This window comes from Lachnoclostridium edouardi (genome assembly GCF_900240245.1).
Lineage (GTDB): Bacteria > Bacillota > Clostridia > Lachnospirales > Lachnospiraceae > Lachnoclostridium_A > Lachnoclostridium_A edouardi.
On record NZ_OESQ01000001.1, the window covers coordinates 360,577 to 385,372 of the forward strand.

A 24,796-nucleotide genomic window follows, 5' to 3' on the forward strand; every position below is an offset into this window, starting at 1 on the left:
TCTCATTCCTCTTCCCCATTATTTTTCCGTCTGTATTTCCAAAGCTTCTCTCGCTTCTTGTTCTGGAATCTCCACTCCGTGAAGATATGTCCTTGCATCGTCAAATTCATAGCTGCAGGTAATAAATGTATATAGTGATTCCGGCCTTTCTTTTGGTCTTTCCCCAAATTCGCAGGGATAAATTACAGCGTCCAGAAATAAGTCAAAATCCTCCTCTGTTGCAAATTCAGTCTTTCTGTATACCGGAAGGGCTTCCCCGTAATAAGCAGATATCATTTTCAAATATATGGTTCTCTCCGGGGTGTAAAGAACTCCGTATTGGTGATCTTTAAAATAGTCCTGCTCTTTAAATCTTACTATATCGTGAAACATAGAGCCATTTTTCATATTGTGCTTTCCAGAAAAATCTCTTTGACTTTCATAATCTAAAAATATAGTTCCAGAGGCCTGTCCCTCTCCGTCAAAGCTTGTATCCATATACTTTTCATTATCTTTGGCATATACGACCGGATAATCAACGGCTGTGCCTGGAATCCACAGCCAGGCCGCAGTATCCGGATTAATCTTCTCCAATGTCTGAAAATCAATCCCACCCTGGTCAGCTTTTATTTTTATGTCTTCTATATAAACATTTCCGTCCTCTACTTTTATCTGCTACTTCAGACCTATATCCTTCTCAGAAAATACAAATTTCCAGCAGATAGCAGCCCCTATCACTGCCCCTAAAACAGCAAAAACCGCTGCTTTTTTCATTCTGCCTGCCTTTCTCATATACTGTTCACTCCCAATTTTCCTCATTGATCTGCAGTAGTTTAATATTTGGTATAAAATGACTTACAAAATCTATTCTATTATACAGTTTTTACGTTAAATTTTCAATTTTTTTCCAGTTAATGGTATGAATGGATGCAATTTTGCGCAAAAAAAGTGTCGCCTGATCAGCTGTATACAAAACCGCTATTCAGGCAACATGAAAAACAAAAAAACTATTCTCTGTCCTGCTCTAACATTAATTTATGGGGAGCCTTTACTTCCTTGTCATAACAGGAAAACATTTCTTCTACCTTTTCTGCAGAAGGCTTTGGAGAAATCAGGCTGACGGCCGGAGCTACAAATAAAGAGGCCACTATGGAAATTGCTCCTGCTCCAGTAGGAGCTGCAAAAGGCATAAACAGGTTCCACAAATTGATTCCGATTCCCACTGCAAAGCAGGCCCATGCCCCTGCGGCAGTTGCTTTCTTCCAGAAAAGTCCGTAGGCAAAGGGGCCTAAAAATGAGCCGGCCAATACACCCCATGACAAGGACATTAACGTAGTAATCAGATTATTGGGATTTAAGGCCAAAATCACGGACAAAGCTACAAAGAAAACACAAAGTCCCCGAATTACCGTCAGCTGCTGTTTATAATTCATATTTTTAATAAATAAGGTATTGAGAAAATCTAAAGTAAAGGTGGAGCTGGAGGTTATCACCAGGGAGGACAAGGTGGACATAGAGGCCGACAGCACCAATATCATTACAACGCCAATAAGAATATCTGGCAGACAGGCCCCCAGCATCTCCGGCACAATGTTGTCAAATACAGGGCTTCCCCCTTCAGGAACCTTATAGTACAAACGTCCGAAGGCTCCCATAAAATAGCTTCCCCCTGCAATAATTAAAGCAAATATTGTGGAAATAACTGTTCCTGCTTTAATAGATTTTTCGTTTTTAATTGTGTAGAATTTATGTACCATCTGGGGCAGGCCTAAGGTTCCCAGACTGGTAAGCACCACCACACCTAAAAGAGCTAACGGATCAGGGCCAAAAAAGGAAATCAAGGCTCCCTCCATCTCTGGAGCCGTCTCACTGAGAACCTTTGACAGCCTTACAAATGCTTCTGAAAACCCTCCCTGGCCTTTTAAAATGGAAACCACCACAAGAATGATTCCGCCTAACATAATGATTCCCTGAACCAGATCATTGATGGCGGCGGCCATATATCCTCCCGCCACTACATAAACGCCTGTGAGCACAGCGATTCCTATTACGCACCACCGAAAATCCAGACCAAAGGCCATGGAAAACAGTCCTGATAACCCTTTATATACAGAGGCTGAATAAGGCACTAAAAATATAAAAATAATCAGGGAGGACGCTGTTTTTAAACCTGCACAATCATATCTTTTCCCAAAAAAATCCGGCATAGTCGCCGACTCTAAATGCTTTGTCATAACCCTGGTGCGCCTTCCTAAAATCACCCAGGCTAAAAGACTTCCAATTAACGCATTTCCAATTCCAATCCAGGTGGCGGACACACCGAAATTCCAACCAAATTGTCCTGCATAGCCTACAAATACAACTGAAGAAAAATAAGAAGTGCCGTATGCAAATGCAGTCACCCACGGGCCTACGCTTCTGCCGCCCAGCACAAAATCATTTACATTGGCAGCCCTTTTTCTGCAGTAAAGTCCAATACCTACTGTAATTGCAAAGAAAATCAGAATCATTAAAATTTTTTCAAACATTTGTAAACCTCCCTATAGCTGCCCTGGTTATTTTTTACTATATTTCGCTTTTGCACTTTAAAGCGTCAGCGACATTTTAGCACATAAAAGCGTTAAAGTCAACATTTTTCTCTGTCAAACCAAATATTGATATTCGATATTCAAAATATTTTTCTATATAATAAAAAAACAGCCGCTGACTATCCAGCGACTGCTTCTTTTCTCTTTTTCAGCCATTGACGTGACTTGAACACGCGACCCCTTCATTACGAGTGAAGTGCTCTACCAGCTGAGCTACAATGGCAATCTTTAAAAAATGCTTTGGACGCATATCCAAAGCATTTTATGACCTATCCGGGAATCGAACCCGGGTTTCCGCCGTGAGAGGGCGGCGTCTTGACCGCTTGACCAATAGGCCAAATTCTTTTGTATTCTAATTGGCAGGTTAAAACTCAAAAATCGTCGAGGCGACAAGATTTGAACTTGCGACCTCTGCGTCCCGAACGCAGCGCTCTACCAAACTGAGCCACGCCTCGAATACTTGGATATTATAATATGAATTGTTTTAATTGTCAATAATTATTTGAAAACTTTTCCAATTATATTTTTTAACCTGGGAAAAGGGATAAACGGCTTATTTTCTGCTTATCCCCTTCCCCTTAATTTATAAAGGTAAAGCAAAAAATTACATTTCTACAGGAGTAAATCCTAAATCATCCAGGATTTGGGCAGCCTTTTCACAGTCTTTATCTTCATTGACAGTTACTGACTTTTCCTCTAAGCTTACGCTGTGGCTGATCCCGGCTCCCTTTAATCCTTCTTCAATTCTGGCTACGCAGTGGCCGCACATCATGTCTTCACATTTAAATTTCTTCATTATTGGTCTCCTTTTGAATTATATTAAAAATATTTTATTTTCTCTGCCTTTCCCTACTTCATCAGCTTCTGAATGGCCCGGCACAGTTCGTCTACCACTTCCTTGTCTCCCTGCTCTACCTGGTCTACTACGCAGGTGTGAATATGCTCGCTTAACATAACTCTTGTAAAGCCGCTTAAAGCCGCCTGCACTGCCGCCACCTGATTCAGAATATCGATACAATATCTTTCTTCTTCTACCATGTTTTTAATGCCCCGGATTTGTCCCTCTATCCGGTTTAATCTGTTTAAAAGAGCTTTTTCTTCCTCTGCCGTTCTGTGCTTATGCTTTGTACAGGAACATTCTCTTGTCTCTTCCATAATAAAATCCCTCTGTAATTTTAGTCTAAGTGAATGGTTTTCAGTCTCAGGGCATTGCTGACTACACATACAGAGCTAAGAGACATTGCAAAGCCTCCCAGCATAGGGCTTAATAAAGGTCCGCCTAACAGGTATAAAAGCCCTGCCGCCACCGGAATTCCCAGGCTGTTATAGAAAAAGGCCCAAAACAGATTCTGTTTAATATTCCTGATTGTAGCCTTGCTCAGTTTTACCGCCCGGTATACATCCCTTAAATCAGCTCTCATTAATACAATATCGCCGGATTCCAGGGCAATATCGCTTCCGGAGCCTACTGCCGTTCCCACGTCCGCCTGTACTAAAGCAGGTGCGTCATTGATGCCGTCACCTACCATCATAACAGTTTTTCCCTCTGCCTGCAAGCGGCTTACTACATTTGCTTTATCTTCCGGCAGAACTTCTGCAATTACATGGTCAATATAAGCCTGTTTTCCAATATACTCAGCAGTTTTCTGATTATCTCCTGTCAGCATATAAACCTGGATTCCCAGACTTTTCATTTTCTCTACAGCCTCCGCGCTGCCTTCTTTAATAGTATCTGCTACACAGATCAGGCCTTCCAGCTTTCCGTCTGCAGTTACAAACATAGGCGTTTTTCCTTCGTCTGCCATGGCGGCTGCTGCATCCGCCATTTTTCCCTCAGCTATAATATTTAAATGGTTCATCATGCGGAAGTTGCCGATTCCTATTTTTCTGCCCTGAGCCTGGGCCAAAATTCCCATTCCGGTCAGGCTTTGGAACTCTTCCGGGCGGAATAAGTCTAACCCTTTTTCTTTTCCTGCTTCCACAATCGCCTCTCCTAAGGGATGCTCTGACATTTGTTCACAGCTGGCGGCTATGAAAAGCAGCTCCTCCTCAGACCATTGTCCTGAGGAAATAATATCTGTAACTTGAGGCTTTCCCTCTGTAATAGTGCCTGTTTTATCCAGCACTACCGCGTCTACCTTGTGGCTGATTTCCAGGGCTTCTCCGCTTTTAATAAGAATTCCGTGGCTGGCTCCCACTCCTGTGCCTACCATAATAGCTGTAGGCGTAGCTAAGCCTAAAGCGCAGGGGCAGGCGATTACCAGCACAGAGACAAAAATTGTCAGCACAAACGCCATATCTTTGCCGCCTGCTATCCACCAGAGAAGGGCTGCCACTAAGGCAATTCCCATAACTGCCGGCACAAATACTCCTGCCACCTTGTCTGCCAGTTTAGAAATAGGCGCCTTCTTCCCCTGGGCGTCCTCAATCATTTTTACAATCTTAGAAAGAGTAGTGTCGTTTCCCACGTGAGTGACTTTAAGCTCCATAGCTCCGTTGTAATTCATACTGCCGCCGATTAAAGCGTCTCCCTCCTGCTTTTCTACAGGAATGCTTTCTCCTGTAAGCATGGACTCGTCTACGCTGCTGCTTCCCTTTACCACAACGCCGTCTAAGGGAATTCTGCTTCCAGGTTTAATTAAAATGTGCTGTCCCGGCAGCACCTGGCTGGTTTCCACTTCTCTTTCCACTCCGTTTTCAAAAAGAATGGCTGTGTCCGGAGCCAGCTCCATCAGCTTTCGTATTGCCTCAGATGTTTTTCCCTTGCTGCGGCTTTCCATATATTTTCCCAGCATAACCAGGGTGACAACTACTGCTGCCGACTCGTAATACAGATGATGTACGTTCATAGGATTCTGTTTCATGGTAAGGGTCAGATAAAGGCTGTAGAAAAATGCGCTGCCTGTTCCGATAGCCACCAGAGAATCCATATTGGGGTTGCCTTTTGACAATGCCCTCAGGCCTACTACATAAAACTTTCTGCCGCAGATTAAAACAACTACAGTAAGAATCAGCTGGGCAAGAGCAAAGTTTAAAGGGTTTGTTTCAGGGTTCATAAATCCCGGCAAAGGCAAAGGGGTAGGAAGCATATGTCCCATGGAAATATATAAAAGAGGCACTGCAAATACAATAGCTGTAATCACTCTTCTTTTCACCAGATGCAGCTGCTCCTCCTGGCGTTCCAGCTCTTCCTCCTCCTGCTTTTTCTTGTCTGCCGTCTCGTCTATGACAGAGGCCTTAAAACCTGCCTTGCTTACCTTATCCATAATCATTGCCGGCGTTACTTTATTCTCATCATAGGAAATAACCATTTTATTTGTAGTCAGATTTACGTCGCTGGACAAAACGCCGTCCATTTTCCTGGTTACTCTTTCTACTGCCGCGCTGCAGGCGGCGCAGGCCATTCCGTCAATATGGTAACTTTCTGTTCTCATATATGCCTTCCTCCTTTATACATATACCCTCAATAGGTATATTGGCATTATATACGAAACACCATTATCTGTCAAGGCCATATTCTGAAAAGTAGAAAATATCTCAATTATATTAACAAAATCATATTCTTGACAACCACTAAAAAATCATAGATAATAAACTATACTAATACCCCTACAGGTATTCAGGGAGGTGATTTTTGTGATACAGTGCATGGATTCTGAGAATCTTCACAAACGATTAAAAAAAATTATAGGGCAGATACAGGCAGTGGACCGTATGATAGATGAGGACGTTCCATGTGAGGATATTCTTTCTCAAATCAACGCGGCTAAGTCTGCCCTTCACAAGGCGGGGCAGGTTGTGCTTGAAGGCCATATTAAACATTGTGTGCGGGACGGCATTGAACACGGCGATGCAGATAAAACCATTGCTAATTTTACAAAAGCTGTAGAACGTTTTGCTAATATGAATTAATACTGAAAGGCAGCGGTGAATAAATTATTTTCCGCTGCCTTTTTGTTTTTTCACGTTGACAAACCCATACCCCTATATGTATAATATACCAGTACCCCTATAGGTATAGAAAAGGAGGATTATGTTTATGGTTAAGCTGGAAAATATACTGGAATGGGGAGGCGTGAAAAAGGAAATTATTTTTTTAATTCTTTCCGGCCTTGCTCTGATTGGAAGTATTTTTCACTTTACTGTCTTTGGCGTAAATCTTACATGGATTCCTATTATTTTATGCGGAATCCCAATTATTCTGGAGGCTATTATAGGACTAGTTACTGAATTTGATATTAAAGCAGATGTTTTAGTTTCCATGGCCCTTATTGCTTCTATTATTACCGGCGAATATTTTGCTGCCGGCGAAGTGGCTTTCATTATGCGGCTGGGAGCGCTGTTAGAAGACTTAACTGTTGCTAAAGCCAGGGCAGGCATTGAAAAGCTGGTGCGCTTAACGCCCAGGACAGCCAGAAAAATAGATGGGACAAAGGAAACTGTCATCCCTGCAGAGCAGGTTAAAATAGAGGATATTCTGCGGGTTCTGCCTGGGGAGACAATTCCTGCAGACGGCGTGATTTTAACAGGGCAGACCTCTGTAAACCAGGCTGTTATGACAGGCGAGTCTCTGCCTGTGGACAAAAAGTCCGGGGATCATGTATCCAGCGGCACTGTTAATCAATTTGGTTCTTTTGATATGAAGGCCCTGAGAGTGGGGGATGATAGTTCTATACAGAGAATGATAAGGCTTGTTCAATCTGCAGACGCCGGAAAAGCAAAAATTGTGGGAATTGCCGACCGTATGGCCACCTGGATTGTTGTCATTGCCTTGGCCGCCGCTGCTCTTACATGGCTGATCAGCGGGGAAATTATCCGGGCAGTTACTATTTTAGTTGTTTTTTGTCCCTGCGCGTTAGTTCTTGCAACGCCTACGGCAATTATGGCGGCTATTGGAAATGCTACAAGATGCGGTTTTTTAGTTCGGGAGGGAGATGCTTTAGAACGGTTGGCTGCGGTTTCTGTCATTACCTTTGATAAAACAGGCACATTAACATATGGCGCTCCAAAGGTAATTGCTGTGCAGAACTTATATGATGAGCTGCCGCGGCAGGAGCTGTACAGCCTGATTGCTGGCGCGGAGCTGCGCTCTGAGCATCCTTTAGGAAAAGCCGTTGTGCGCTGCTTCACTGAAACTGAGGCAGCCGAAATCCCTTGCTCCAAAGAATTTATAATGCTTCCCGGAAAAGGTGTGCAGGCGATTGTAAAAGGCCGGAAAGTCCTTGCCGGCAATATTGAATTGTTGTCTGCAGAAGGCATTGTCCTGCCTGACAGCGTAAAAAACCAGGCGGAGGATTACTTAAAAAACGGGAGCACCATTATCTATGCAGCAGTGGATGGTAAGCTTTCCGGTTTTATCGCCTTGTCTGATACAATAAGAGATGACGCAGCCGATACAATAAGCAGATTATCAGAAACAGGCATAACCCCTGTTTTGCTCACCGGAGACAATCAGGGGGCGGCAGATAATATTGCCGGCCAATTAGGTATTTGTGAAGTCCGCGCAAATTGTCTGCCGGAGGATAAATTATATCAGATTGAAGCTTATCAAAGCCGGCACAAACAAGTGTGCATGATTGGAGACGGTATAAATGATGCCCCTGCCTTAAAAAAGGCATTTGTCGGCATCGCCATGGGCGGCACAGGCAGCGATATTGCTGTAGACGCCGCGGATATTGCCTTAATCAATGACAAAATCCACCAGCTGCCTCATTTGCTGCAGTTGTCCAAAAGAATGATGGTTACAATAAAATGTAATCTTATTTTTTCCATGACTTTAAATTTTATTGCAATCCTTTTGGCTATTACAGGGATTTTAAATCCTGTTATTGGAGCCCTGGTTCACAATGCCGGCTCTGTTATAGTAATTATTAATTCTGCGTTGTTAATAAACTGGAAGAAAAAATAATCAAATAAAAACAGGTCCGGCATCTTCACGCCAGGCCTGTTTTCTTTTCATATCTAAATTATTTGTCCGCCAGGTTCTTCACCGGCATTACTGTTTTTTAAAAGACGCTCTTTTTCTTAAAGTAGGGTCCAAAATTTTCTTTCTGATTCTCAGGCTTTTTGGAGTCACCTCTAAAAGCTCGTCCGTATCAATAAAGTCCAGACACTGCTCTAAGCTCATTTCCTTAGGCGGAGTTAGCTTTAAAGCTTCGTCGGAGCTGGAGGAGCGGGTGTTAGTCAGCTTCTTTGTTTTACATACGTTCAGCTCAATATCCTCTGCTTTTGGATTAGAGCCAATTACCATACCGGAGTAAACCCTTACTCCAGGACCTATAAATAAGGTTCCTCTCTCCTGGGCGTTAAATAACCCGTAAGTAATAGACTCGCCGGATTCATAGGCAATTAAGGAGCCTGTAGGACGGTAGGATAAATCTCCCTTATAAGGGCCGTATCCGTCAAAAATGGTGTTGAGAATACCATTTCCCTTAGTGTCTGTCATAAATTCTCCTCGATATCCAATTAAACCTCTGGACGGAATGGAGAACTCCAGACGGGTATATCCGCCTGCTGCAGGACTCATTCCCTGCAGCTCTCCCTTTCTGCTGGTCAGCTTTTGGATTACGCTTCCTGTAAATTCTTCAGGCACGTCAATGTAAGCGATCTCCATAGGCTCCTGCTTCTGGTTTCTCTCATTTAATTTGTAAAGCACTTCCGCCTTACTTACTGCAAATTCAAAGCCCTCGCGGCGCATATTTTCAATCAGCACCGACAGATGCAGCTCTCCTCTTCCGGAAACCTTAAAGCAGTCGGGGGTTTTCTCCTCCACCCTAAGGCTTACGTCTGTGTTCAGCTCTTTAAATAAACGCTCCCTTAAATGTCTGGAGGTAATGTATTTTCCCTCTTGTCCTGCCAGAGGGCTGTCATTTACCATAAAGTCCATGGCAATGGTGGGCTCAGAAATTTTCTGGAAGGGAATTGGGTCAGGATTGTCCGGGGAGCAGATGGTATCTCCAATGTGAATGTCTGCAATTCCGGAAATCGCCACTATAGAGCCGATTCCAGCCTCCTGAACCTCTGCTCTGGCCAGTCCGTCAAACTCGTAAAGCTTTCCGATTTTAATTTTTTTAAACTTGTCCGGGTCATGGTGATTTACCATAACACATTCCTGGTTTACGCCGATGCGGCCGTTGTCCACCTTTCCAATGCCAATACGTCCCACATATTCATTGTAGTCAATGGTGCTGATAAGTACCTGGGTGGCTGCCTCCGGATCTCCCTCAGGAGCAGGAATGTAATCAATAATAGTCTCAAATAAAGGCGACATGTCCACCTCAGGGTCAGACATTTCCTTTTTGGCAAAGCCAGCTTTCGCAGATGCAAATACAAATGGACAATCTAACTGCTCGTCAGATGCGTCCAAATCCATAAACAGCTCCAGAATCTCATCTATTACTTCGTCCGGTCTGGCTTCCGGGCGGTCAATTTTATTGATGCACACTACTACCGGCAGGCTAAGCTCTAAGGCTTTTCTCAAAACAAACTTTGTCTGAGGCATAGCGCCCTCGTAAGCGTCCACTACCAGAATTACGCCGTTTACCATTTTTAAAACACGCTCTACCTCCCCGCCAAAATCAGCATGGCCTGGGGTGTCGATAATGTTGATTTTAGTTCCCTTATAAGTAACTGCCGTATTTTTGGATAAAATGGTAATTCCCCGCTCTCTTTCAATAGCGTTGGAATCCATAACGCGCTCTGCCACTTCCTGATTCTCCCGGAATACTCCGCTTTGCTTTAACAGAGAGTCTACAAGAGTGGTCTTGCCATGGTCAACATGGGCAATAATCGCTACGTTCCTGACATCTTCTCTTTTCATCTTCATAAAAGTATTCTTCCTTCCAATTCTTATCAATCGGTAAGTATATCATTATCTATATCAGATTTCAAGGCTTTCCGGAAAAAGAATCAGCTCTTTTTCAGAAATTCCGTAGTAAACGCAGCTTTTTTCTTCAATTTGACTTCTCCCGTTGGTGCCTTCTGTTACTTTTGATATAAATGATTCCGCCATTTCTAAGGGAACCAGAAAGGAAAATACTACCTGCTCTGTATACTGGCTGTCTAAGGCCTTAATGTCCATCTGACCTGCAATATACTGAATTTTTCCTACTCCGTTGTAATCTGTTGTAATCTGAATTTCCTTTGCCGGCTTTTTTGTCACAACCCGGCTGGCCAAAAGGCCTTCCTGAGCGGCTTTTGAGTAAGCCCGCACCAGACCGCCTGTGCCTAAAAGGGTACCTCCGAAATACCTGGTAACTACCACGCAGGCATCGTGTATTCCCTCTCCTAACAGCACGTCCAGCATAGGCTTCCCCGCCGTCTGACCAGGCTCCCCGTCGTCGCTGCACCTTTGGATTTTGTTATCTCTTCCGATTACAAAGGCAGAACAGTTGTGGGTGGCGTCCCAGTACTTTTTTCTCATTTCCTCAATAAAGGCCAAGGCCTCTTCCTCTGACTTTACAGGTTTGGTGGTGGCGATAAATCTGGATTTTTTCTCCACAATTTCTCCCGTTCCTCCCTGGTAAAGAATCTTGTATTCCCCTGTCATACCTTTTATCTCCCATTTTTAGTTATTAGTTCAGGCTTTCTCCCTGCTCCTGACCTTCACTTTCACTATTTTTACTTTCATTTAAAATGTCCATAAATTCTTCCCCTGTAATTGTCTCATGGTAGTACAAATACTGGGCCAGGGAGTTTAACTCCTTCATATGAGCCTTTAAAAGCCCTTCTGCCTTATTATACTGAGCTTTTACAACGTCAATGACCTTTCTGTCAATTTCCGCAGATATTTCCGGCGAGCAGGCTAAGGAGGCGTCTCCGCCTAAATACTGATTGCCTACTGTCTCTAAAGCTACCATTCCAAATTCATCGCTCATACCGAATCTAGTTATCATGGCTCTGGCCAGCTTTGTAGCCTGCTCAATATCGTTGGAGGCTCCTGTAGTGATGGAATCAAAAATCAGCTGCTCTGCCACGCGGCCTCCTGTATAGGTTGCAATTTTATTTTCAATTTCCGCCTTGGACATAAGATTGTGCTCGTCCTGTTCTACCTGCATAGTATATCCTAAGGCTCCCGAGGTTCTTGGAATAATTGTAATCTTTGTAACAGGGGCCGAGTGATTCTGCAGGGCAGCCACAAGGGCATGGCCGATTTCGTGGTAAGCTACAATCATTTTTTCCTTGTCAGATAAAATCTTATTTTTCTTCTGATAGCCTGCGATTACTACCTCCACGCTTTCCTCTAAATCTGCCTGGGTTACATACTGTCTTCCCACTCTCACTGCCCGCAAAGCAGCCTCGTTGATCATATTAGCCAGCTCAGCGCCGGAGGCTCCTGCCGCAGCCTTTGCAATGGCGGAAAAGTCTACATTATCCCCGATTTTTACTTTTTTTGCGTGCACCTTTAAAATCTCTTCTCTTCCCTTTAAATCAGGAAGCTCTACAGGAATTCTCCTGTCAAATCTGCCTGGCCTTAAAAGAGCCGGGTCTAGGGATTCCGGCCTGTTGGTGGCCGCCAATATAATAACTCCCTTTTTCGCGTCAAATCCGTCCATCTCTGTCAGCAGCTGGTTTAAGGTCTGCTCTCTCTCGTCGTTTCCTCCTGAAATAGGGCCGCTGTCTCTTTTCTTTCCTATGGTGTCAATCTCGTCGATAAATACAATACACGGAGCCTTTTCGTTGGCCTGCTTAAACAGATCTCTCACCTTGGCCGCTCCCATACCTACGAACATTTCCACAAATTCAGAACCGGAAATAGAGAAAAACGGAACGTGAGCTTCTCCGGCCACAGCTTTTGCAAGCAATGTTTTTCCTGTTCCGGGAGGGCCTACTAAAAGAGCTCCCTTAGGAATAGAGGCACCGATCTGGGCATATTTCTCCGGGTTGTGAAGATAATCTACGATTTCTGTTAAAAGCTCCTTCGCCTCATCCTCCCCGGCCACGTCTGAAAATCTGATTCCGTCTGTAGACTGGACATAGATTTTCGCATTGCTTTTGCCAAAGGACATGGCGTTTCCCATACCTCCGGGCCCCATTTTTTTCATCATGTACCGGGATAACAGCTGTCCTAAAATCACAAATATAAAAATAGGAACTACCCAGCTTAACAGCAGGCTGACAATAGGGGACATCTGTTTTATAATAGGAGTTCCAAAGTCCTTAATTCCTGCGTCATACAGTCTGTCTACCAGGAAAATATCATCCATTCTGCCTGTTTTGTAATAATTTTCAGGGGTGCTGTTGTCTGAAAACACAATCTCCCCTGAAGTAACCTGAACCTGATTTAATTCTTTTTTCTCCGCCATGTCCAGGAATACTCCATAATCTACTTCCTGAACCTTAGGCCTTCCCAGCTGAGGTGTTACAATAAAATTAAATACTGTTAAAATCAACAGCACCATTAAATAGTAAAAGATCAGCGGCTTTTTCGGTGTCTGTACCTTATTCATATAATTTCTCCTTACTTTTTTGGCTTAACAGCCTGCACAGATTATTCATCCCCTGAAGGATTTGACAAAAGGATTCCTCCGGTTCATCTTCACATATCATCCCTAAGCGCAATTCCAGTTCCTGCAATATTTCACATAGAATCTGTTCCCCTTCTGCCGTCAGGCTTACCATCACTTTTCGTTCGTCCTCCGGGCTTCTCTCCCTTTTAATCCAGCGGTTCTGCTCCATTTTCTTGCATACTCCCGCCATATTTCCTCTCAGAATTCTGACAGTATCGCTAAGGTTTCCTGCCGACTCACACTGCTTGCTGCTTAATTCCATTAAAATATGGAACTGCTGCAGGGTCACTCCATGTTCCTTACATATGGAAGATATATGTTCATCCATATATTCTTTCAGTTTTATAGTTATATCCAAAAATCTGTCTCTGAATTCTGCCGCTTCCATAATCTCCTTCCTTCCATATATTGTCTTTTCATAATTTATTCATAAATTATGAATTTCATTATATAACAGATTTTTTTTAGTATCAAGAAAATTTGTATAAACTTTTTATAAAGTGGAAAGTAATTCTTTAAGATTGGTTTTGTTGAATTGTCAGGAAAATTTTGCTATACTGTTGTATAACCTAAAGGAGGACTTCTATGAATTACGGAAAATCTGGGACAGAACAGAAGATAAAATCCATAAGCTCTAAAAATAAAAAATATTTTTCAAAGCTTTGCTTTTCTTTTATAAAGGTTATCTTCATCCTCTGTCTTTTTACAGGACTTGTAGCGGCCAGCACTGGTTTTGGGTGCTTTAACGGAATTATTGACGCCGCTCCAGAAATCAATATGGAAACCATTGTTCCCAGCGGTTATGCCACTACAGTTTACGACAGCGCCGGCAATTTAACAGACACCCTTGTAAAGGCGGGAGCCAACAGGGAGGAGGCTACTTATGAGGAGCTTCCCGAGAATCTGATTAACGCTTTTATCGCTATTGAGGACTCCCGCTTCTGGAGTCACAGCGGAATAGATCTGCGCTCTATTACACGAGCAGCCGTAGGCGTAATTACAGGCAATTATAAAGGCGGCGGCAGCACTATCACCCAGCAGCTGATTAAGAACAATGTATTAAAGGGCGGAAATGAAAAAAGCTTTGGCGCCAAAATGGAAAGAAAGATTCAGGAGCAGTATTTGGCTCTTCAGCTGACAAAGTCTATGGACAGAAAGCTGATTATCACCAACTATCTGAATACCATTAACCTGGGAAATAATTCTCTGGGCGTAAAGGTAGCTTCCAGAAGATATTTTAATAAGGAAGTGTCAGACCTGACTTTGTCTGAATGCGCCGTGTTGGCGGGAATTACTCAGAACCCGTCTAAGTTTAACCCTATCAGCGGAAGGGAAGAAAATGAGAAAAAGAGAAAGATTATTCTACAGTACATGGTGGACCAGGAATTAATCTCCAAGGAGGAGCAGGAGGAGGCATTAGCTGACAATGTATACGACAGAATCCAGAATGTAAACTTAATCTCCAAAGAAACTTCCACCCCGTACAGCTATTTTACAGACGAGCTGATTAATCAGGTGATGGATACTCTTGTAAACCAGCTGGGCTATACAAATACCCAGGCCTCTAATCTGCTTTACAGCGGCGGCTTACAGATTTATACCACCCAGGACCCTGCTATTCAGGCCATTGTAGATGAAGAGGTAAATAATCCGGAGAATTATACTGTGGCCAAGTATTCTATGGAATACCGCCTGTCTGTCACCCACGGGGACGGCACCACTGAACATTATTCTGAAAAGGATATTGAAAAGTTCCATAAAAATACTTTGGGAGATAATCAATATGACGGCCTTTACGCCAGCCAGGAGGCTGTTCAGTCTGACGTAGAGCAGTACAAGGCCTGGCTTTTAAAGGAGGATGATGAGATTATAGGAGAACGCCTTACAAAGATTCTTCAGCCTCAAACCTCTTTTGTTATTATGGACCAGGCTACAGGGGAGGTAAAGGCAATCAGCGGCGGACGAGGCGAGAAAACAGACAGTCTTACCTTAAACAGGGCCTGCGATACCCTCCGCCAGCCAGGTTCTACCTTTAAGGTGCTTACAGCCTTCGCTCCTGCCCTGGACGCAAAGGGAAGCACTTTAGGAACGGTTTATTACGACGCTCCTTACACTGTAGGCACTAAGTCCTTTAACAACTGGTACAGCAATAAAGGTTATATGGGATATTCCAGCATAAGAGACGGTATTATTTACTCTATGAATATTGTGGCTGTCCGCTGCCTTATGGAGACGGTTTCTCCTCAGCTGGGCATTGAATATGCAAAAAGCTTTGGAATTACCAGTCTGGTGCCGGAGGATATTACAGCTTCCGCCGCTCTTGGAGGACTGACCGACGGCGTTTCCAACCTGGAACTTACAGCTGCTTTTGCCGCTATTGCCAACGGAGGCATCTACACAAAGCCGGTGTTCTTCACTAAGATTCTGGACCACAACGGCAAGGTTTTAGTAAACAATGAGCCTGAGACAAAGCGGGTTCTGAAGGATTCCACAGCCTTTCTTCTCACAGATGCTATGGCAGAATCTATGCAGAGCAACAGAAAGCTTACAAGACCTGGAGTTTCCGTATCATCCACCAGCACCCGGGCTGCTCTCTCCAACATGTCGGCTGCAGGAAAAAGCGGGACAACCTCTAAAAACAACGACATTTGGTTTGTAGGATATACCCCCTACTACACTGCAGGTATATGGGGAGGCTGCGACAGCAACCAAAAGCTGATTGACACGGCTGCCGGGGTAAATAACGGAGGAACCTCCTTCCACAAGGATATTTGGCGGAAAATAATGACAAGGGTTCACGAAGGGAAGTCTGATCCGGGATTTTCTGTGCCTGACAGTATAGAATCTGCAACTATATGCCGCAAATCCGGCAACCTGGCGGTTTCCGGCGTGTGCTCTGCAGACCCAAGAGGCGACGCCACCTACACAGAATATTTTGCCAAGGGAACTGCGCCTACAGAAGTGTGCAACAATCATATAAGAGCCAGCGTATGTGCAGAATCCGGAAAGCTGCCTACTCCCTTCTGTCCAGACAGAACTACAGGCATATTTATGGCCATCCCTTCCGGGGAAACGGCGGAAACTGACGATTCTGTGTTTGCCCTTCCAGGCACCTGCACCATCCACAGCGGTTCAGGAACTATTATTAATCCTAATCCGTCGGACAACGACCCTTCTTCTATTTTCGGTCCCGGATATGTGCCTGAAACAACAGCCGCCCCTGCCACACAGAATCACACTGTACAGGGCACCACTGAAAATGAGGAGACGGCTCCTACTAAAAAGCGTTACAACTCCTGGTTCCCTTATCTGCCTACAGAATAGAAAAAAGCCTTCTGAATATCTGTGCCGCATTTTTGCGAGCGCAGATGTTCAGAAGGCTGATTATTATTTTTACTATGTCCTTCTATCTTTCATCTATACGGACTAAATCTCCGTTTTCTCTGAATTCCATTTCAAAAGGCTGGCCTACAATCTGAATTTCAGGATATTTTAAAGCTTCCTCCAGCAGAAATTCTGAAATAAATATTCTTCCAATATCTAATGTATTTTTAATCCAAATCATTTTAGGCTTATTATAGTCAATTCCCATACAGCCGTGAATAGACGTTTGAATTGCCACCTTATCATTGTCCACCACCATAGGCATTTTGGCTGAATTATATATCCTGGATGTAATCAGATTCGGGTAAGTATTCATAAAGTCTATTTGTTCCTTGTACTTTTCAGGAATTACGTCTAACAGCCCCATGCCGCAGGCGTTTCCGTGGGTTTCTTCAGTCAGGCGAAGGCCGCATATTATCTGCTGATGAGGGTCCTTTTCTATTCCGTCGTGGGTATACCTGGAAATTATCATAGTATCCATGCCTGCGCCGCTAATATTTTTTCCTGTTTCCTCCACCAGCAGCACGTCATACTTAGGGATAGCGATTTTAGGGAAATTACTGTATGCTTCTTTTAAAAGCACAGGCTCCTCCTCCAGAATATTTTCTGCCTTTATTACATGGACGCCCGCTGTTTCATCATAAGCATTTTCCACCAGGCCAATTCCAAAAATCACATTTCCATGGTTCAGAATGTAACTTCCTATTTTCTTTATATTCTCTGACATGTGAACCATGCCCAGGCTGTGACAAAGGGCCGCCCCTTTCTGCTTTCCTAAACCGATAACCGCCATTTTTAAAATGCCGCTTTCGATTTCCCCGTTAAAGGAGGGATGAGGCTTTACTCTGTTAATGAGAATTGTTTTATCTGCATGAAAAGCATAGTCGTCCACATAAACAGGCAGATGTTCTTCCTCTGTATAGCCGATGCACACTGTTTCCATAGTAGCTTTTACAGGACAGCCGCAGGCCTCCTCTGTGATTCCCAAGGAATCCAGGATTTCTTTCTGCCCCTCTGCTGTAGCTCCTCCATGGCTTCCCATGGCCGGTATAATAAACGGCGCTCCGCCCCGGTCCTTTACAAACCTTACTGTCTCTCTGATCACAGGCACAATATTGTCTATTCCCCTGCTTCCCGCTGTAATGGCCACAGATTCCCCCTGGCAGATTCTGCCGCCCACTCCCGACTGCTCTAAAGCCTTTCTTGTTTCTTCTCCCCCATCTTCAATTCTGGGGCGTTTAAAAACCTGTCTGGCCTCAATCATTCTGGGAATCTTGATTCCTGACACCAGCTCCGCCAGTCTGCTCATATTATTTTCTCCCTTTCCCCAATTCCTTATATTATTTGTCAGCCGATTTTTCCTAAACCGATTAAAGCTCCCTCTGAATCGAACTTCATTTTCTCCGGCTCAGTTTCAATTATCAGATTCGGATGATTTTTCACCTCTTCATAATAAGCCTCAGAAAGCATAATATGCTCAATTTTTAAGCTGTTGGCGATGCGTACAATCCGCACGTGATCCTTGTCAATACCCGTACAGGTGCGGATACACACCTGAATGGCTTCCTTGTCATTTTTCATTACCATAGGAACTCTTGCGTTTTCCACTACTGTAGATGTAATTAAATTAGGGTAGGTTAAGTCAAAATCTACTTTATCAAAAAATCTTCTGGTGGTTGCGTGAGCCATACCCATTCCGCAGCCGCTGTGGTGACTTTCCTTACTTAAATCTAAAATAGCTACTCTCTGGGATTTTAAGCCGCCTGAAGCGTAAGGAGTTACAAAAGTTCCTGTTATATTAGGGTCCATACCGCTGCCGCTGAAATTCTTTCCGATTACATCGCAGATCAGCACGTCGCACTCCGGCACTAAAATCTGAGGCAGAAGACTTTTTGCTTCCTCTAAAAGAGCTGGTTCCTGCTCTTCTATTTCATCGTGATTTACTACTGCTATTTTGGCTGTTTCGTCATAGGCGTTTTCTAACACTGCCACAGAGAATAAAATGTTGGCATGTTTTAAAATTGCTTTTCCAAACATAGGCACGTACTTTGCCATCTGACCAAAGCCTGCAGCATGGCACACATCCGCTCCCGCCTGCTTTCCTAAGCCTATGGTCATCATTTTCATAATGCCGCTTTCATAGGGGCCTCTGAAGCATGTGTGAGGCTTTACACGGCAATTTACAATGATTCCGTCAGCTTCAGCCGCATCTTTCCCAATAAGCACGTCCATTCCTTCTTCATTGGTGCCGATCTTTACAGTTTCCATGTTGCACTTTACAGGGCAGCCCATAGATTCCTCTGTGACCCCATAGTTTATTAAAATTTCTCTCTGTCCTTCTTCTGTAGCTCCCCCGTGGCTTCCCATGGCGGCCACAATAAAAGGCTTTCCGCCTTTTTCCTTTACAAAATCCACAATGGTTTTTGTGATGATTAATATGTTTGCAATCTGACGGCTGCCTACTGTAATAGCCACAGTCATTCCAGGGTGAATCTGAGAAGCAAATTTTTCCTGCTCCATCTGCTCATACATGATACGGCGTATATTCTCCGCCTCAATCTTTTCAGTGGAAAATACTTGTCTTACCTGAAACATACGGGGAATGGCTACATTTTCCACCAAGCCTGATACAACGCTTTTCATTTTGTCAACCTCTATCCGGCATAAGCCTGTTATATTTTAAAAAGAAGGGAATGCTGCCTTTTTGCAACATTCCCTTCCAGGCAACTGCAATATAAAATTATTTTGCTAATCTGTCTGCAATGTCCTTAATTGTGTTATAAGTATCTTCTTCTACCTTCTCTGTATCTGCAGGGCTTAAATAGTTTGGAAGCATCTGAAGATCAGCCAGTCCCTGCTGTCCTTCTTCACTTTCAACAATGCTCTTTGTTAATTCATCATACCATGCAATTACTTCGTCTGGTGTTTCCTTAGGGAAGTAGAAAGAGAACTCCTGGTTTGGATAAGAGAAATCAATTCCCTGCTCTTTTAATGTAGGAACGTCTCCAAGAAGCTCAGATCTTTCATCTGTAGGAACGCCGATACATGTAAACTGTCCAGCCTCAAGATAATCTTTGCAGTTTACGTACGGGCCAGGCATAAGGTCGATCTGTCCGGAAAGCATAGCTGCAATCTTATCAGATGTGGAGCCTGCGTCTACTAAATCCAGCTCAATACCTGCTGCTTCCTGGAATCCAAGAAGTTCATAGTATGTATAAGCGCCTACCTCTGTACAAGCCTTTAACTGACCTGGAGCTGCCTTTGCCGCCTCAATAAATGCGTCCATATCTGCATATTTGTCAGAGAATACATAAAGCTGCTGTGCTGGCTCTAAAGCAAAGCTTGGTCCAATCTTAAATGCAGAGTAGTTGTAGTCTGTAACGCCTGCTACATTTGCTACGTTTACAAGAGCATGTCCGTAAAGTACTGTCATTCCGTCTGGAGCTGCCTCTAATACCTGGTTTGCAGCTACAGAACCAGCTGCGCCGTTGGAGTTTACAACAATAAAGTCAACTCCTGTTTTTTCCTTTGCGTGCTGAGCAAAAACACGTGCAGAAAGGTCTGTGTCTCCGCCTGCTCCTGCAGGTACAATAATGGAAACAGTTCCCTCTGGCTTCCATCCGCTTGCCGCTGCATCTCCGCCCTCTGAAGCTTCCCCGCTTGCTGCGTTGTTAGCAGCTGCAGTTGTGCTGCCTGATCCAGAGCCTCCACATGCTGCTAAGCTCAGTGCCATTGTTCCAGCTAAAAGTGTTGCCAGAATTTTCTTTTTCATAATGTTCTCTCCTTTTGTTTTTATTGTTACGGGCGTTTAACGCCCGCATTTTTAATTGTTACAAACATTACTATTTTTTTACCTAAGCCATATTCTGTTTTCTCTTCAGGTAAGTTTTGTATTCTTTGTATAAGGACCATATAAGCACTCCGATTGCAATGAAGAAGAATGCGTCGAAAATTGGTCTCTTGAAGAACGCGCCAAAGGATTTATACTGCATAATGCCTCGGCGAAGGTATGTCTCCAGCATTTCTCCAATCAGGAAGCAAAGTACAAATGGTGTAGTAGGAAGGCTTAACTTGTGATATAAGTATCCTACAATACCGAAGATTAAAACAGACTGTACGTCGAAAATACGGTTGTTAGTTGCATAAGCGCCTACACAGCAAAGTACCAGAATTAATGGAAGCAGAATGTGTTTCGGCACCTTTAATACCTGTACAAAGCCCTTGATACATGTCCACTCTACAATCAGCATAATAAATGCACAAACCATACATGCTGCAAAGATTCCGTATACAACGTCTGCATTTTTTACGAAAAGTAAAGGACCAGCAGAAAGACCGTGAATCAGGAAACCACCTAACATCATAGCTGTTACGCCGTCTCCAGGAATACCAAGTACCAGCAAAGGAATCATAGCGCCGCCGATTGTAGCGTTATTTGCAGACTCTGTGGCAACAATACCGTCTGGACAGCCTTTACCAAATTCTTCTGGATGTTTAGACATATTTTTAGCAGTTACATATGCCAGCATACCGGAAGTGGAACCGCCGATACCAGGAAGAATACCAATACCTGTACCGATTAAGGAAGATCTTAAAAAGTTTGGAAGGTGATAAACAAACTCTTTCATGCTGAAACCAAAACCTTTTACCTTTTTCACTGTTAAGGTTTCCATTTTACCGCTTCCCATACTTTCAGCAGTAATCAAAATATCTGAAATAGCGAAAATACCGATCAAAGTAGGCAGTGTGTCAAAACCAGCCATTAAACTGGAAGCTCCAAATGTAAAACGAGGAGTTCCGTCAATAGGAGCCATACCTACTAAAGCAAAAATCAATCCCAGCATACCTGCCAGCACGCCTCTGATCATGTTTCCTGAGGAAAGAATGGCAACCATGGTAAGAGCAAAGAAACAAATACCAAAGTTCTCAGCAGGTGTAAACTTCAAAGCTACTGCAGCCAGCATAGGGGCGCAGAATGTAAGAATAATAAAAGAGAATACTGATCCCAGGAAAGAGAACACGATTCCAAGACCTAAGGCCTTCATTGCCTCTCCGTTTTTCGCCATAGGATGACCGTCAAAACAGGTTGCAATAGAGGAAGCCGTACCTGGCATATTTAACAGGATGGCGGAAATAAGACCGCCTGAAATGCCGCCTATGTAAACAGCTACTAATGTGTTAAGACCCATAGACGGCGTCATACTAAATGTTAAAGGCAGCATAAGAGCTACCGCCATGGAGGCTGACAAACCTGGAATGGAGCCAAATACAATACCAATCGCTACTCCCGCTACCATCATAGCCAGGGAAGCGGGCGTACAAATACCAACAAATGCGTTTCCTAAAAGTGCTAATGCCTGCATACTCTCTCCTCCTATAAATTAATTGTAAAGATACCTGCAGGAAGTACAATCTTAAATCCGTAGCGGAATAAGAAGAATACTACCATGGTAAACACTACATTAATAACAACCAGCTGAATTATATTCTTTTTTCCCCTTTTATCATCTGGAGAAAGCACCAGCATCTGAAACATCAGGTAAATCATTGTGGAGATAATAAATCCTACTGGCTGAAGTATGAATACATAAATCAGCACCAGAATCATGCTGGAAAATACTCGTTTGTAATCGCAGGATTCAATGGTAGAAGGATCAATTTCAGAAGCACGCAGCTTAAAATTCTTAATGTTTAAAAATGTTAAAATCGCAGCCAGCGCAAAAGTAACAATACCAATACACATTGGCATAAAATCAGGTCCAATGTCCATTACCTTGGACTTTGGCAGCATTTTAGCAGCAGCCATCATAGCTCCGGAAAGCACCATAAAAAATACTCCAGTAATGATGTCGCCATACTTTTTGAAAAGCATTTACATTTCCCCCTTTTGTTTTAATGTTCTTTTTTCGTTTGTCATTTTATCATCTAACCATGGTTAAAATCAAATTAATAAAAATGATTATGCCATAAGCATCCATAATGATAAAAAAATTCTATACTTTAAAATTAAATAATACATAAAATGTGGTACATGGACTGCGGCTCTGCTTTAATTTCATACTCTCACTCCCTTATTCTATATTTAGGTGAAAAAGACAACCTATATTTTGTACCTACCATAGCCTTTGCAGCATGTCCTGTAAAATCACTTGTCAAAAACCTGCCATAATTTTAACAAATTGTATTTTTCTACAATTTCTCTATGTTTTCAACGTTTTTATTATACAAAACAAACACAACTTAGTCAAATTAATTAATATTCTTCAAAATCTTAGAAAAACTTATTTAAGAAATCAGGCGCAAAAAAAGACGGGGAAAACAGGTAAGCAAAAAGCCTCCTGTAATTCATTGCACTGTCCCGTCTTTTATATATTATGGTAGTATGGTATATTCAATTTTCTCAGCTTTTCATTTTCGGCTTGAAGATTAAGGCTCCCAGATAGCCAAAGATTAAGGCCCCTGATATGCCTACTGCGCTGGCGGTGAAGCCTCCTGTAAACAGTCCCAGTACACCGTCATTTTCCAGTCCTTCTTTTATTCCCTTCCACAACGTGTTTCCAAAACCTAAAAGAGGCACTGTGGCTCCCGCCCCGGCCCACTGGGCAAAGGGCTCGTACAGGCCTAAGAATCCCAGCACAGAACCGGAAACCACTAAAAGCACCATGATCCGGCCAGGCATCAGCTTTGTATTATCCATTAATATTTGAACCAGCAGGCAAATCATTCCTCCTACCAGAAATGCTCTAATATAGTCCATATTTTTATCTCCTTTTAAACACCTTCAATTTCTACGGCGTGGGCGATTCCCGGAATGCTTTGGCCTTCATTGAAGCTGACAGTAGAAAGAAGGGCCCCTGTAGGAACAAATAAAACCCTCTTCCACCTTTTTTCCTGTATTTGTTTTAAAATATACCCGCACAAGGTTACGGCAGAACAGCCGCAGCCGCTTCCGCCGGCGTGAGTATCCTGACTGTTTTTATCATAGATTTCAATTCCGCAATCCATATATATTTTCTCCAGGTCTCTTCCGCCCTGCTTCATAAAGTCTAAAAGAATTGTTCTCCCTACTTCTCCCAGATCGCCTGTAATAATCTTGTCATAATATGCAGCCTCTCTGTTGTTGTCCACCAGATTTCTATTAATAGTGTCAACTGCGGCAGGGGCCATGGCGGCTCCCATATTCATTGAATCCTGGGCTCCCATGTCCACAATTTTTCCCGTGGTGATTCCTGTAATTTTAGCTATGACGCCTTTGCTTTCATTGGCGGACAGCTTGGCAGGATCTGCTAAAACTGCCGCTCCGCAGCCGGTAACTGTCCAGGTGGAGGAAAACGGTCTTTGATTTCCATATCCTAAAGGAAAACGGAACTGTTTTTCAGCAGTGGCAAAATGACTGGAGGCGGCGGCCATAACCTTGTCTGCAAATCCGCCGGCAATGGTCATAGAAGCCAGGCCTAAAGCCTCCCCCATGGTGGAACAGGCGCCGTAAAGACCGAAAAACGGGATTTGAAAATCCATGGTTCCAAAAGAAGTGGCAATCAGCTGTCCCAGCAAGTCTCCGGCAAATAAATACCTGATGTCCTGCTTTTCCACCCCGCTTTTTTCCATGGCCAGCTCTCCCGCCTGCTTCTGCATAGCGCTTTCCGCCTGCTCCCAGGTTTTCTCCCCAAACATATCGTCCTGCTCCACCACGTCAAAATACCCGGCCAAAGGACCCTGGCCCTCTTTTTTGCCTACAATAGAGGCAGCCCCTAAAATTACAGGCTCTTTTTCAAACTTTACACTGGATGTTCCAACCTGCATCTGTATTTTCCCTTCTTTCTCCTATTAGCCATTTATTTTTACTGTTTTATATTTTGTCTATATACAGCCGGATTACACAGCGAACTTCTGCCATATCAGATAAATAATTCCCAACAGCCAGCTTGTAAATATGCCGTATAATATTACCGGCCCTGCAATAGTAAAGATCTTGCAGCCTGTGCCGAAAACATTTCCCTCTACTTTAAATTCTGTGGCAGGGGCGGCTACAGAATTGGCAAATCCTGTAATAGGCACCAGGGCTCCTGCTCCTGCAAATTTTACCAGCTTAGGGTACAGATTCATACCTGTAGCTAAAACGCTGAGGCCAATGAGAATTAATGTTTCCCACCCGGCAGCCGTATCCTTATCCAGGCCTCTTGCCATTAGCATATTTAAAATCCCCTGTCCCAAAGTACAGATTAAGCCTCCGATTAAAAAGGCCCATAAAAGATTCAGCCACTTATTGTGTACCGGAGTTATCTGCTTTACATAGGACTCATATAGTTTTTTATTTGCTTCCAATTTTTATCTCCT

General features: G+C 43.4%; 20 protein-coding genes and 3 tRNA genes. 3 read left to right on the top strand and 20 right to left on the bottom strand.

Going from position 1 to position 24,796, the window contains the following annotated elements:
- Positions 1-18 precede the first annotated feature (18 nt).
- From C1A07_RS01645 to C1A07_RS01680, 8 genes are all read right to left on the bottom strand, one after another.
- On the bottom strand, positions 19-573 hold the full coding sequence (locus C1A07_RS01645; RefSeq protein WP_180952149.1) for a class B sortase: 555 nt from the start codon (positions 571-573) through the stop codon (positions 19-21).
- Positions 574-986: 413 nt separating this feature from the next.
- On the bottom strand, positions 987-2,507 hold the full coding sequence (locus tag C1A07_RS01650) for a sodium:solute symporter family protein (RefSeq protein WP_101875560.1): 1,521 nt from the start codon (positions 2,505-2,507) through the stop codon (positions 987-989).
- A gap of 210 nt (positions 2,508-2,717) precedes the next feature.
- Positions 2,718-2,790: transfer RNA gene (locus C1A07_RS01655), tRNA-Thr, on the bottom strand.
- Between the two features lie 42 nt (positions 2,791-2,832).
- Positions 2,833-2,904 (bottom strand) — tRNA-Glu (locus C1A07_RS01660).
- Positions 2,905-2,948: 44 nt separating this feature from the next.
- Positions 2,949-3,022 (bottom strand) — tRNA-Pro (locus C1A07_RS01665).
- Positions 3,023-3,171: 149 nt separating this feature from the next.
- Complete coding sequence (locus C1A07_RS01670) at positions 3,172-3,363, bottom strand: heavy-metal-associated domain-containing protein (RefSeq protein ID WP_101875561.1); 192 nt, start codon at positions 3,361-3,363, stop codon at positions 3,172-3,174.
- Positions 3,364-3,416: 53 nt separating this feature from the next.
- Positions 3,417-3,722, bottom strand: a complete 306-nt coding sequence (locus tag C1A07_RS01675) for a metal-sensing transcriptional repressor (RefSeq protein ID WP_101875562.1) — start codon at positions 3,720-3,722, stop codon at positions 3,417-3,419.
- 20 nt (positions 3,723-3,742) lie between these two features.
- Positions 3,743-6,001, bottom strand: a complete 2,259-nt coding sequence (locus C1A07_RS01680; protein WP_101875563.1) for a heavy metal translocating P-type ATPase — start codon at positions 5,999-6,001, stop codon at positions 3,743-3,745.
- A 202-nt stretch (positions 6,002-6,203) separates the two neighbouring features.
- On the opposite strand from C1A07_RS01680, the gene C1A07_RS01685 reads away from it, so the two are divergent.
- Positions 6,204-6,479, top strand: a complete 276-nt coding sequence (locus C1A07_RS01685) for a metal-sensing transcriptional repressor (RefSeq protein ID WP_101875564.1) — start codon at positions 6,204-6,206, stop codon at positions 6,477-6,479.
- Positions 6,480-6,606: 127 nt separating this feature from the next.
- Positions 6,607-8,475 carry a heavy metal translocating P-type ATPase gene (locus C1A07_RS01690; protein ID WP_101875565.1) on the top strand — a complete coding sequence of 623 codons (1,869 nt, stop codon included), beginning with the start codon at positions 6,607-6,609 and terminating at the stop codon, positions 8,473-8,475.
- Positions 8,476-8,562: 87 nt separating this feature from the next.
- Here C1A07_RS01690 and typA read toward each other — a convergent pair whose 3' ends face one another.
- The 4 genes from typA to C1A07_RS01710 are packed head-to-tail and all read right to left on the bottom strand — an operon-like array spanning position 8,563 to position 13,463.
- Positions 8,563-10,392 carry a translational GTPase TypA gene (gene typA, locus C1A07_RS01695; protein ID WP_101875566.1) on the bottom strand — a complete coding sequence of 610 codons (1,830 nt, stop codon included), beginning with the start codon at positions 10,390-10,392 and terminating at the stop codon, positions 8,563-8,565.
- A gap of 54 nt (positions 10,393-10,446) precedes the next feature.
- Complete coding sequence (locus tag C1A07_RS01700; RefSeq protein ID WP_101875567.1) at positions 10,447-11,115, bottom strand: YigZ family protein; 669 nt, start codon at positions 11,113-11,115, stop codon at positions 10,447-10,449.
- A 25-nt stretch (positions 11,116-11,140) separates the two neighbouring features.
- Positions 11,141-13,015 (bottom strand): ATP-dependent zinc metalloprotease FtsH, encoded by a 1,875-nt coding sequence (gene ftsH / locus C1A07_RS01705; RefSeq protein WP_101875568.1) that lies wholly within the window; start codon positions 13,013-13,015, stop codon positions 11,141-11,143.
- Positions 13,008-13,463: a MarR family winged helix-turn-helix transcriptional regulator gene (locus C1A07_RS01710; protein ID WP_101875569.1), complete on the bottom strand. Its 456-nt coding sequence runs from the start codon at positions 13,461-13,463 to the stop codon at positions 13,008-13,010. The genes ftsH and C1A07_RS01710 overlap by 8 nt, the downstream gene beginning before the upstream one ends.
- Positions 13,464-13,660: 197 nt before the next feature.
- Here C1A07_RS01710 and C1A07_RS01715 point away from each other — a divergent pair, with 197 nt between their 5' ends.
- Positions 13,661-16,399, top strand: a complete 2,739-nt coding sequence (locus C1A07_RS01715; RefSeq protein ID WP_101875570.1) for a transglycosylase domain-containing protein — start codon at positions 13,661-13,663, stop codon at positions 16,397-16,399.
- An 82-nt stretch (positions 16,400-16,481) separates the two neighbouring features.
- Here C1A07_RS01715 and C1A07_RS01720 read toward each other — a convergent pair whose 3' ends face one another.
- The 8 genes from C1A07_RS01720 to C1A07_RS01755 form a co-directional block, all read right to left on the bottom strand.
- A complete protein-coding gene (locus C1A07_RS01720; RefSeq protein ID WP_101875571.1) occupies positions 16,482-17,768 on the bottom strand; it encodes a nickel pincer cofactor-dependent isomerase, group 22 in 1,287 nt (428 codons plus the stop codon).
- Positions 17,769-17,806: 38 nt separating this feature from the next.
- Positions 17,807-19,102, bottom strand: a complete 1,296-nt coding sequence (locus C1A07_RS01725) for a nickel pincer cofactor-dependent isomerase, group 22 (RefSeq protein ID WP_180952150.1) — start codon at positions 19,100-19,102, stop codon at positions 17,807-17,809.
- Positions 19,103-19,199: 97 nt separating this feature from the next.
- Positions 19,200-20,231 (bottom strand): tripartite tricarboxylate transporter substrate binding protein, encoded by a 1,032-nt coding sequence (locus C1A07_RS01730; protein WP_101875573.1) that lies wholly within the window; start codon positions 20,229-20,231, stop codon positions 19,200-19,202.
- Positions 20,232-20,313: 82 nt separating this feature from the next.
- The gene (locus C1A07_RS01735) at positions 20,314-21,822 is read right to left on the bottom strand and encodes a tripartite tricarboxylate transporter permease (RefSeq protein ID WP_101875574.1); all 1,509 of its coding nucleotides are present in this window, start codon (positions 21,820-21,822) and stop codon (positions 20,314-20,316) included.
- An 11-nt stretch (positions 21,823-21,833) separates the two neighbouring features.
- Positions 21,834-22,331, bottom strand: coding sequence for a tripartite tricarboxylate transporter TctB family protein (locus C1A07_RS01740; protein ID WP_101875575.1), 498 nt, complete (start codon positions 22,329-22,331; stop codon positions 21,834-21,836).
- A 528-nt stretch (positions 22,332-22,859) separates the two neighbouring features.
- Positions 22,860-23,216 (bottom strand): stage V sporulation protein AE, encoded by a 357-nt coding sequence (gene spoVAE, locus C1A07_RS01745; RefSeq protein WP_101875576.1) that lies wholly within the window; start codon positions 23,214-23,216, stop codon positions 22,860-22,862.
- 14 nt (positions 23,217-23,230) lie between these two features.
- Positions 23,231-24,268: a stage V sporulation protein AD gene (gene spoVAD, locus C1A07_RS01750; RefSeq protein WP_408609820.1), complete on the bottom strand. Its 1,038-nt coding sequence runs from the start codon at positions 24,266-24,268 to the stop codon at positions 23,231-23,233.
- Positions 24,269-24,334: 66 nt separating this feature from the next.
- Positions 24,335-24,784 carry a SpoVA/SpoVAEb family sporulation membrane protein gene (locus C1A07_RS01755; protein WP_101875578.1) on the bottom strand — a complete coding sequence of 150 codons (450 nt, stop codon included), beginning with the start codon at positions 24,782-24,784 and terminating at the stop codon, positions 24,335-24,337.
- Positions 24,785-24,796: the final 12 nt, after the last annotated feature.